General features: G+C 35.5%; 11 protein-coding genes and 2 pseudogenes. 8 read left to right on the top strand and 5 right to left on the bottom strand.

The genetic code is table 11. The features are described 5' to 3' along the window. From ACLNCS_RS05305 to ACLNCS_RS05280, 6 genes and pseudogenes are all read left to right on the top strand, one after another. Window positions 1-1,951 (top strand): ABC transporter permease (locus ACLNCS_RS05305; protein ID WP_424847613.1); only part of this gene is annotated, 1,951 nt, incomplete at its 5' end. Window positions 1,952-2,171: 220 nt separating this feature from the next. After that, on the top strand, window positions 2,172-4,145 hold the full coding sequence (locus tag ACLNCS_RS05300) for an ABC transporter permease (RefSeq protein WP_424847611.1): 1,974 nt from the start codon (window positions 2,172-2,174) through the stop codon (window positions 4,143-4,145). Further along, window positions 4,142-4,765, top strand: a complete 624-nt coding sequence (locus tag ACLNCS_RS05295; protein ID WP_004252896.1) for an ATP-binding cassette domain-containing protein — start codon at window positions 4,142-4,144, stop codon at window positions 4,763-4,765. Before ACLNCS_RS05300 ends, ACLNCS_RS05295 begins: the two co-directional genes overlap by 4 nt. Continuing rightward, window positions 4,762-5,262, top strand: coding sequence for a hypothetical protein (locus tag ACLNCS_RS05290; RefSeq protein WP_004252900.1), 501 nt, complete (start codon window positions 4,762-4,764; stop codon window positions 5,260-5,262). Before ACLNCS_RS05295 ends, ACLNCS_RS05290 begins: the two co-directional genes overlap by 4 nt. An 86-nt stretch (window positions 5,263-5,348) precedes the next feature. Continuing rightward, a pseudogene (locus ACLNCS_RS05285) lies at window positions 5,349-5,551 on the top strand (IS5/IS1182 family transposase); the annotation flags it as partial. 74 nt (window positions 5,552-5,625) lie between these two features. Next, a pseudogene (locus ACLNCS_RS05280) lies at window positions 5,626-5,866 on the top strand (IS5/IS1182 family transposase); the annotation flags it as partial. Here ACLNCS_RS05280 and ACLNCS_RS05275 read toward each other — a convergent pair. Beyond that, window positions 5,840-6,535, bottom strand: a complete 696-nt coding sequence (locus tag ACLNCS_RS05275) for a VIT1/CCC1 transporter family protein (protein WP_016465853.1) — start codon at window positions 6,533-6,535, stop codon at window positions 5,840-5,842. The pseudogene ACLNCS_RS05280 and the gene ACLNCS_RS05275 sit on opposite strands and share 27 nt — an antisense overlap. A gap of 188 nt (window positions 6,536-6,723) precedes the next feature. On the opposite strand from ACLNCS_RS05275, the gene ACLNCS_RS05270 reads away from it, so the two are divergent. Both ACLNCS_RS05270 and radC read left to right on the top strand, forming a co-directional pair. Next, window positions 6,724-8,004, top strand: coding sequence for an O-acetylhomoserine aminocarboxypropyltransferase/cysteine synthase family protein (locus ACLNCS_RS05270; RefSeq protein WP_424847608.1), 1,281 nt, complete (start codon window positions 6,724-6,726; stop codon window positions 8,002-8,004). A 63-nt stretch (window positions 8,005-8,067) separates the two neighbouring features. Further along, on the top strand, window positions 8,068-8,748 hold the full coding sequence (gene radC / locus ACLNCS_RS05265; RefSeq protein WP_254804024.1) for a RadC family protein: 681 nt from the start codon (window positions 8,068-8,070) through the stop codon (window positions 8,746-8,748). Between the two features lie 23 nt (window positions 8,749-8,771). Here radC and ACLNCS_RS05260 read toward each other — a convergent pair whose 3' ends face one another. From ACLNCS_RS05260 to ACLNCS_RS05245, 4 genes are all read right to left on the bottom strand, one after another. Then, complete coding sequence (locus tag ACLNCS_RS05260) at window positions 8,772-9,461, bottom strand: gamma-glutamyl-gamma-aminobutyrate hydrolase family protein (protein ID WP_424847606.1); 690 nt, start codon at window positions 9,459-9,461, stop codon at window positions 8,772-8,774. A gap of 15 nt (window positions 9,462-9,476) precedes the next feature. After that, on the bottom strand, window positions 9,477-10,118 hold the full coding sequence (locus tag ACLNCS_RS05255; protein ID WP_070678918.1) for a redox-sensing transcriptional repressor Rex: 642 nt from the start codon (window positions 10,116-10,118) through the stop codon (window positions 9,477-9,479). Window positions 10,119-10,200: 82 nt separating this feature from the next. Beyond that, a complete protein-coding gene (locus tag ACLNCS_RS05250) occupies window positions 10,201-10,416 on the bottom strand; it encodes a DUF4649 family protein (protein ID WP_004252933.1) in 216 nt (71 codons plus the stop codon). A 9-nt stretch (window positions 10,417-10,425) separates the two neighbouring features. After that, window positions 10,426-10,773, bottom strand: a complete 348-nt coding sequence (locus ACLNCS_RS05245; protein ID WP_004252935.1) for a DUF1831 domain-containing protein — start codon at window positions 10,771-10,773, stop codon at window positions 10,426-10,428. Window position 10,774 lies beyond the last annotated feature (1 nt).

Below are 10,774 nucleotides of genomic sequence, written 5' to 3'. Positions count from 1 at the left end.
TAAAAACCGCAAACTCTATTATCCGTTTGCTTTGGCTGTCATTTTGGCAGTCACTATCAGCTATCTCTTTTACTCTCTAACCTTCAATCCCAAGATTGCGGAAATCCGTGGAGGATCCACCATTCAAGCTACTCTAGGATTTGGAATGTTTGTCGTCACCCTTGCGTCAGCCATTATCGTCCTTTATGCCAATAGTTTTGTTATGAAAAACCGCTCCAAGGAGTTGGGGATTTATGGTATGTTGGGCTTGGAAAAGCGTCATCTGATCAGTATGACCTTCAAGGAACTCTTGATTTTTGGGCTAGTAACAGTCACTGCTGGGATTGGGATTGGTGCCCTCTTTGACAAACTCATCTTTGCTTTATTGCTTAAACTTGCAAAGATGAAGGTAGAGCTAGTCGCAACCTTTCAATGGTCCGTAGTGCTTTCAATCCTTCTGGTATTCGGTTTTATCTTTTTAGTCATCGTTTTCTTAAACGCTATACGTATCATCCGTATGGATGCTCTGCAACTCTCTCGTGAGAAAGCAAAAGGGGAGAAGAAGGGCCGTTTCCTAGTTCTTCAGACACTTGTAGGGCTAATTGCACTAGGTAGTGGCTACTATCTAGCGCAAAGCGTAAAAGATCCAGTTTCAGCAACCCTTACTTTCTTTATAGCAGTCATGTTGGTCATAGTTGCGACCTATCTTTTATTCAATGCGGGTATTACAGTTTTCTTACAGTTACTCAAGAAAAACAAAAGATATTACTACAAACCTAATAACCTAATCTCTGTTTCTAACCTCATCTTTCGTATGAAGAAAAATGCTGTCGGTTTAGCAACCATTGCCATTCTTTCAACTATGGTTTTGGTTACCATGTCAGCAGCAACCAGTATCTACAACGGATCTGAAAATATAAAAAATATTATGTATCCTCATGATTTTGATGTTAAGGGAAATAATATTGAAGTTGAGGATTTAGACAAACTTTTGACTCAATATGCCAGCGAAAAGAACTTAACGATTAGCAACAAAGATGTTCTTAGATATGCCAGCTTTGGTCTTTCCAGTCAAGATGGAACTAAATTAACTACCTTTGAAAAAGGGCAAAACAGTGAATTGCCTAAGACGGTTTTTCTAGTTTTTGATCAAAAAGACTACGAAAAAATGACTGGACAAAAGCTAAATCTTATCGGTAATGAGGTCGCTCTTTGGGCTAAAAATGACCAACTAAAAGGTCAGAAATCATTTAGTCTTAACAGTCAGGAGTATAGTATCAAGCAAGAAATCCAGCAAGATTTTTTAGCTAACCATGTTTCCAATCTCTATATCCTTTTAGTTTCAGATTTTAACTACCTAGTTGTACCAGATCTTCAAAGCTTTTTGGATCAGTACCAAGATTCTGCTGTCTACACTCAGTTCTACGGTGGTATGGATGTCACCGCAAGTCTAGAGGAACAGTTAAAACTAGCTGATGATTTTGATGAGTATGTAAATAATTTTAGCCATAATCTCAAGAGTGAAGATGCTATGGTTTACGGGGGTAATGGTTCAAGTGATGCAATTGCCCAAATGAATGCTCTCTATGGAGGGGTTCTCTTTATCGGTATTTTCCTCTCTATCATCTTTATGATAGGTACTGTACTTGTTATCTACTATAAACAAATCTCAGAAGGTTATGAAGACCGTGAACGCTTTGTCATCCTGCAGAAGGTTGGTTTGGATCAAAAACAAATCAAGCAAACCATTAACAAGCAGGTCTTGACTGTCTTCTTCCTCCCTGTAATCTTTGCCTTCCTACACCTTGCTTTTGCCTATCACATGTTGAGTTTGATTCTCAAGGTTATTGGTGGTGTGGATACAGCTATGATGTTAAGTGTAACACTTTCCATTTGTGGTATCTTTGCTTTAGTCTATGTCCTAATCTTTATGATTACTTCAAGAAGTTATCGCAAGATTGTTCAAATATAATAAGAAGTGTTTGTCAAGGAATCATAGTATTAACCCCAACGAATATTTTGGGAACGTTAAAGTTCACGATAAAAAAGATTATTGATAGGCATTTCAAGAAAAAATCTTGGAACGATGTTCGATTAAATGCATATTGGGATTATTATAGATTTTAAAAAAAATTAATGAAAACAAGAGACCCAATTATAAGATGGAGTCTTTTGTAATATGGTAAGTGCCTATGAAATTAAAATTATGTATCATTGGATTTTTCTTTTGTTTGATTGCTGCAATTGGTCTGGTCACTATTAGCGATACCGAAACGCCCATACCTTTACCAATTGATGGTGCCTTTTCTATTCAAGGAAAAAGCAATCTTTCCAATAACGAAATTTACGAAATGATTCGTGACCTATCAAAAACGGAAAATGTTACCATTTACAAGCCGGTCGTTCAGAGTTCTGGTCAGTTGAAGTATGTAAATTTCGATGATGTAAATAATGAACAATTAAAGTCAGCACCAATAATAGGGATGTATTACACCCTTGGAAAAATAAATATAAACAGTTTGAAACCACTTACGATGACTGGACTACAAACAGTATATATGGCTTATCCTTGGTATATAGGAGGAATCTTACAATTCACTGGAACTTTAAGAATACTGTTAATGGGTTCAATTTACTTAACTTTATTAGTTGTTTTATTTGTTGTTAGGACGAGGCAGATTAAAGAAGGAGTGATACGACGGTCTTTGGGATTGCCTGTATACGACCTTAGAAGAGAGTATGTCATTTCTCTTATTTTTGAACTGATTATGATGGCTTTTTTGATGATTTTTTACAGTTCTTTTTTGGGAAATGGTTTCTTCACCTATAGTTCTAAGTTATTTTTCTCTCTGCTTTTAACGAATTTTATACTATTTCAAATCATTGATCTCATCACCTTTGTTTTATTTTGGTTGACGATTCAGATTGAAAAGCCCATTGAAATTATCAAAAACAAGGCGAAAAACAAGCTTATTTTTGTCGTATGGCTTGCCATTATTTCGATTATTATCGTTGTATCAGGAATTTTTTTACAAGAAACAAAGAGTAGCCAATCCAGTATTAACATACAGATACAGAATTTAGTACCATGGGACACAGTAAAAGACTGGAGAAGGATTGAGTTCCTTGGAATTGAAAATAACTCTGCTAAAAATGGAGAAGTAAGTGATTCGGATGGTCAGTATCTACAGATAGCTGCTTCCTTAAAAAACTTAGATTATTTATATATAGAACGATCCTCGGCCTATGTTCCAGATACATCTCATGCTTTAGAAGACTTTTCTAAACAATTAGAAAATGATGGAATAACGAACCCAGAAATAAATAAAGATCTGATTTATATCAATCAAACAGGTGCTAACCTACAAAATAAAGTGAATGGAACAAACTATCATCTTTTAGATAATAAGATAGCAACTATCTATATTCCTGAAAAATGGAAAGAAAACCAGAAATCTATTGAGAATACAGTTGTAGCAGAACAATTTATTGGAACAAACTATACAAAAGAAGAACTTGCAGTACAAATAATTCCTGATGGTGAAAAAATTTTTTATTTCAATGAGGATGCTGATATCGATCATAAAAATAAAGATATTTTTCCAATGGCAAGTGTAGCAGATAGCAAAGATAACATTGTTGTTGTGTTAGATACAGACAAAATGATCGAAAACAACAAGTTTTCTTTGGCTAGTAATATACTATATAAATCTCTTTTTAGTCCTGAAGCGGTAAAAAAAATAAATGAGATGACTACCCAGTTGAATGTTTCAATGAATCCAGTAGATGTTTACCAAATTGTGAAGTTGAAGATCCAATCCTTAGAGCACCAAATTCTACTGTCACAAATCTTGCAGAAGATAATTTACAGTATTGTCTTTATACTCATTTATCAATATGTCCAACTTTATATTGCCCTAAAACAGAATGAATATGTGAAAAAAATCATTTTGGGTCTGTCAAAAACATATATAGCAATTTCAAGTCTCAAGTACTTTATGATGACTATTACAATGGTTATTCTATTTACATTTCTTATGACAGGGCAAATAGAGCTGCTATATATTGGTCTTGCTTCTCTGCTGGTTTTGATGTTGTCAATAATCATGAGTTTTAGAAAATTATCTGAAAGCTATACTAAAATTTTAAAAGGAGATGAAACATGACAATTGACCTTTTGAACGTTTCAAAAAGTTTCGGCTCAAAAAAGATCTTTACAGACTTAAATTTAAGATTTGAATCTGGAAAAAGCTATGCATTGATTGGAGGTTCTGGCTCTGGTAAGAGTACTCTTCTTAATATTATAGGAAGATTAGAAAAAATTGATAGTGGGAATGTTTTAGTTGATGAACAGGATATTTGGAAGATAAAAGAAAGAACCTTCTTTAAAAATACTGTTGGATATGTATTTCAGAATTATTCTTTAATAGAGAACAAAACAGTATATGATAATTTGAAACTTATCACTAAAGACAAAAAAATAATAACTGATGTACTTGAAAAAGTAGGACTGTCGAGCGACTATTTACATCAAAAAATATATGAATTGTCTGGAGGGCAGGCTCAACGTGTAGCTATTGCCAGAATGTTAATGAAACCACGTAAAATTATCTTAGCAGATGAACCTACAGGAGCTTTAGATGGTGAGATTGGAAAAGAAATTATTCGTTTATTATTAAATGAAAGAGATGAAGACAAATATGTTATTATAGCAACTCATGATCCAGCTGTCTATAACAAAGTTGATGTGATCATTGATATGAAAGATATAGGGGATAATGTATGAAAAAGATAATTTATATTGCTTTGATCTTTGTAGCTGGGCTACTTGGTATTTTCTTCTTTGGAAAACAAATGATCATAAAAGAAAATACTAATAAACCAACACTGGAGTTAACAGTTTATACGGTTTCTTCTAGTGATACAGAAAAATGGAATAAAGTGAAAGAAGTAGAAACAGAAGAAGCTACATACTTCATAACTGTAAAAGAAGTAGCGTCTTCAGAAGAAGTATTTTCAAACATCATTGCAAATGGAGCTGCTATGGGGTTCGGAGTTCGTGAAGAAGAAGTGAAGCGATTTAATAATAATTTAGGAGACACTATAGAGGACTCTAAGCATAATAAACTCATTGAAATAGAATTTTTTACTTTTTCTGATGCTGACGAGGGATTTGTAGTAGCAAATTTTGACTATGGTAAAGAAGAGTTGAATTCTCAGAAAAAAGATATAAAAGAGTTCTATAAAAAATTATATGAATCTTTTAAAGAAAAAAGTAAGTGATTGCGATTTATTTGCCTGTTTTGATAGAAAAAAGTCAATTTTTAATTCTAATATCTTATCTTGATGATTGCGTCTTTAAGTTGGTAATGGTTACAGATTATAACATAAATCAGCTAAGTTTGGAAGTAATTCTGTTCTGTGATATTCTAACAACTCATGAATATTAAATGATTAGTTTATTTGTTGACAGTATCCCAAGTCAAATGTTTCTATAGGAAAATTCTCATACTGGTTACCCTAGATTTCATCCAACTATGCTTATGAAGATGCACTGTTCGCCTATGCTCTTTAAGTGTTCTATGGACATAAAATCGTTCAAATGAACCCTGAAAATGGTAGAGCATAGATTAATTGTTGCTTTGAAGAGTGCGTGTTAGAAACAAACAAGCAGTCGAAACAGAGATAGGATTCATCTTCATGACTATGAATCTCACAAAATTAGTCAAAAATCTAGCCTCTAAAATATCTATTGTTCAAAAAACCACACAGTATTTCTTTCTTCTTGATGGAATTCAAGACTGAAATTACTGTGTGGTTTTATTTTAAAGCTAGTTTTTGCTCAGCGTCAATTTTTAACTTAAATACTAAACAACTGACCCAATAGATAGGTAACTCCCATGGTCAAAAGACCGATACAAAGGTTACGAATCATAGCTGTTTTAGTTGGGGCTTTCCCGAGTTTGGCACTGGTGTAACCTGTAATCAATAGAGAAATCGCAACGATAAAAACAGTAGCAGGGATTCGATAGTCACTTGGAAAGATGGTAATGGAAAGCATTGGTGGTAAACTACCAAGAACAAAAGCGATGAAGCTAGATGCTGCAGCATGCCAAGGATTTGTAAACTCTTCATACTCGATTCCGTATTTTTCCTCAACTAAGGCTTTAAGTGGATTTTTAAGAAAAGCTTTATTGACTAAAAGTTGAGCTGAAGTTTCACACTCACCATTTTGAAGATAAGCAGCATAGAGAGATTTCTTTGCGGCTTCGATATCCTTATCCAAAAGTAATTGCTCACGGGCTACAGCGGCTTCCTCTGTGTCTTTTTGAGTGGATACTGAAACATATTCACCTCCAGCCATAGAGAAGGCACCCGCTAAGATGGCAGCCAAACCTGAAAGAAAGATTATCCAGATATTACTGGTTGCACTGGCAACCCCGATAACAACTCCAGCGATGGAAATGATCCCGTCATTGGCTCCGAGCACACCAGCACGTAAAATGTTTAAACGACCAGCGAAGTTTGAATCAATTTCATGTGTAATTTCTGACATAGTCTTCTCCTTTATATTCATTATAAAGTATAGGAATAGCGAATACAAACTTTTTAAACTATCTGAAAAAAGTTTTTCAATTCTAATAAATGCCATAGCTATTTCTTATCCTATATAATAAAGTTTTATTTGAAACTGACCGCCATAGATGATACAATTAATTTAATGAAATCTTTGGAGGTCTGATGATGACTCGTGAATTTAAATTTGAAACCCTACAATTGCATGCAGGACAAGTGGTAGATGCTACTACCAAGTCTCGTGCTGTCCCTATTTATCAAACAACATCTTTTGTATTTGAAGATACACAGGAGGGTGCAGACCTTTTTGCCCTTCAAAAAGCTGGAAATATCTATACTCGTATTACCAATCCAACAACTTCAGCCTTTGAAGAGCGTATTGCAGCGCTAGAAGGCGGAGTTGGTGCACTTGCCACAGCTTCTGGAATGGCAGCTCTTACTTATACTATCCTTGGACTTGCTCACGCAGGAGACCATATTGTTGCAGCTTCAACTATTTACGGTGGGACCTTTAACCTTTTGAAAGAAACCCTTCCCCGCTATGGAATCACCACAACTTTTGTTGATATTGACAATTTAGAAGAAGTGGAAGCAGCTATTAAAGATAATACCAAACTTGTTTTGATTGAAACTTTGGGTAATCCAGTTATCAACATTCCTGATATTGAAAAAATAGCTGAAATTGCTCATAAACATCAAATTCCTTTAGTTTCTGATAATACTTTTGCAACACCATATCTCATTAATGTCTTTTCACACGGTGTAGATATCTCAGTTCACTCGGCTACTAAGTTTATCGGAGGAAACGGTACAACAATCGGTGGTGTTATCGTTGATAGTGGGAAGTTTGACTGGGCAGCTTCAGGGAAATTCCCTCAATTTGTCAATGAAGATCCAAGCTACCATAATTTGAGCTATACTCGAGATGTAGGTGCTGCAGCCTTTATCGTTGCTGCTCGCGTGCAATTGCTTCGCGATATGGGAGCTGCCCTTTCACCATTTAACTCATTCTTGCTCCTACAAGGTCTTGAAACACTATCTCTCCGTGTTGAACGCCATGTGCAAAACGCTGAGAAAATCGTTGATTTCCTTGTGAACCATCCGAAGGTTGAAAAAGTCAACTATCCAAAATTAGCTGATAGCCCTTACCATGCCTTGGCGGAGAAATATTTACCAAAAGGTGTTGGTTCAATCTTTACCTTCCATGTTAAAGGCGGAGAAGCAGAAGCTCGTAAGGTGATTGATAGCTTAGAAATCTTTTCAAACCTTGCAAACGTAGCAGATGCCAAATCATTGGTCGTTCATCCAGCAACTACAACTCATGCTCAATTGTCTGACTCTGATCTCGAAGCAGCAGGAGTAACTAAAAATCAAATCCGACTTTCAATCGGTCTTGAAAATTCTGATGATTTGATTGAAGATTTGCGTCTTGCACTTGAAAAAATCTAAAAATAACTAGTTTTTATCAAATTAAGCATCCTTCTCACGAATAATAAAGTGAGGAGGATTTTTATGTATAGTATTTCATTTCAAGAAGATTCGCTTTTACCAAGAGAGAGACTAGTAAAAGAAGGAGTAGAAGCGCTCAGCAACCAAGAATTACTGGCAATATTACTAAGGACAGGCACAAAACAGGCCAATGTTTTTGAAATAGCACAGAAGGTCTTAAATCAGCTGACTTGTTTAACTGACCTCAAAAGAATGAGTCTACAGGAATTGCAGACTCTATCGGGTATTGGACGTGTTAAGGCTATCGAATTACAAGCCGTTATTGAATTAGGCTACCGTATCCATAAAAGGGAAACAGTGGAAATGGAGAGTATTCTTAGCAGTCGTAAATTAGCTAAAAAGATGCAGTCTGAGCTTGGAGATAAAAAACAAGAGCACCTAGTAGCGCTCTATCTAAATACTCAAAATCAAATCATTCACCAGCAGACTATTTTTATCGGGTCTGCCACGAGAAGCATTGCTGAACCGAGAGAAATTCTCCACTACGCTTTGAAGCATATGGCAACATCTGTGATTCTGGTTCATAATCATCCATCAGGAGCAGTAGTTCCTAGCCCCAATGATGACCATGTTACGAAGCTTGTTAAAGAAGCCTGCGAATTAATGGGATTGGTCTTATTGGACCATTTAATTGTCTCACACTCCGACTATTTTAGTTATCGTGAGAAGACAGATATGATATAAAAAACCTGTATATAGTACAGGTTTTACAATTCATTGACGACATAGTCGAAAAGTGTTTTATCTTTGGGGCGATTTTCAAAGAGAAATTCAGGATGCCATTGAACCCCAAGATAAGGGAAGCCATCCGTAGATGTAACAGCTTCGATAATACCATCTTTAGGATCATGTGCTACAACCTTAAGATTAGGAGCTAAATCTTTGATGCTCTGATGGTGGAAAGAATTGATATGAGAGATTTCTCCATAGATTTCTCTTAGAATAGTATCTGGTTCGGTGACAAGTCGCTGAGTGGTGTATTCAGCGGAAGTATCTTGCCAATGATCTTCGATATCTTGATAAAGAGATCCGCCCATGGCTACGTTAAAAAGTTGAGTACCACGACAAACAGAAAAAATTGGTTTCTTTTGCTTGATTGCTTCTTTAATGAGGGCTAACTCAAAAATATCACGTTGAAGGTGGTAATCGTCGCTATCAATAGCTTTTGGCTCACCATAATATTTAGGGTCAACATTTTGCCCACCAGTTAGAATAAGCTTATCAATTAAACTAATGTAGTAACTGGCCATTTCTTCATCACCAATTGGTAGGATAATGGGGATACCTCCAGCTTCCTTAACTCCTTCAACAAAGCCTTGGGCAGCATAACTCATCATAAGCTCATCGTCTGGATGGGCTTTTTCGTTTCCTGTAATCCCAATAACTGGTTTTTTCATAAATCAATTCGCTTTCTAATCCTCTTTTCGCATGAAATAGAGGAGGGTTTGAAGTTCGCTAGTAAGATCGACATACTGAACAACTACGTCTTTAGGAAGATGTAGGTGAACAGGAGAAAAACTGAGGATACCTTTGATACCAGCATCAACCAAAAGTTCCGCAACTTCTTGAGATTTAACACTAGGAACAGTAAGAATAGCAGTTTTAACATCACTATCCTTAACTTTATCCTTTATTTGAGAGATTCCATAGATTGGGACACCGTCGGGTGTCTTGGTACCAACCTCAGGATGATCATCTAGGTCAAAAGCCATGATGATTTTCATTTTATTACGCTCATGAAAGCGGTAGTGGAGGAGGGCATGTCCCATATTTCCAATACCCACAAGCATAACATTGGTAATAGAATTATCATTTAAAAGATCAGCGAAAAAGTTCATGAGCTTTTTGACATCATAGCCAAATCCACGACGTCCAAGTTCACCAAAGTAAGAGAAGTCACGACGAACAGTGGCAGAATCAATTCCAATCGCTTCTGCAATTTGTTTGGAATTAGCTCTTTCAATTTTCTCGGCATTAAATCTTTTAAAAATACGGTAATAGAGAGAAAGTCTCTTTGCTGTTGCTTTAGGAATAGCAGACTGTTTTTCTTTCACAAAATCACAACCTTTCTATCTACTATTTTATAGAAAGCTTGTGAAAATTGCAACAATAACGAAAAAAAACTAAGAAAAAATCTTAGTTTATCTTAGTTTCGTGGTAAGTTCTTAAAAAGCGGTAGAGGTTACCAAGAAGTCCTTGATAGATTTCAACTCCATCATGTGTTAATGAAGTAATATGAGTAGTATCAGGGAGAGTTACACAACCTGATAGAGAGAGCATAAGAGCTTCATAGTCTTCGTATTCTTGCACACGCTCTACTTGATAGGAGTCCTTGTAAGTTAATCGAAACATAATGACCTTCTATCTTTCGCTTTTTGTAAATACGCCACGTTCAACCAGGCTATCCATCAAAAAGTAGAATTTCTCTTGGTGGATATGAGTTTCTTCTGATTTGAAGATATCAACTAAACGTAGACCAAATTTATCAGTGATATTGATTTTTACACCAGTTAAGTCTTTGTTGATGATAATCTTAAGTTGGAATCCTTCTCCGCTATTTGGAACTTTTTCAAGTAGTCGCGTTAATTCATAGTTACCAACTTTAGTTTCAAAAAAAGTATTATCTTTAAGCGTAAATTTTTTAACAGTTGGACTAAGTGTGTATTCGTAACGACAATTTTTAAGTTTAATCGTTTGTTCAAATGCCATT

It is taken from the genome of Streptococcus sp. CL9.43 (assembly GCF_049737935.1).
Classification (GTDB): Bacteria; Bacillota; Bacilli; order Lactobacillales; family Streptococcaceae; genus Streptococcus; species Streptococcus infantis_I.
The sequence above is the reverse complement of the archived record's forward strand: the minus strand, read 5'-3'. Positions and strand labels throughout refer to the sequence as shown.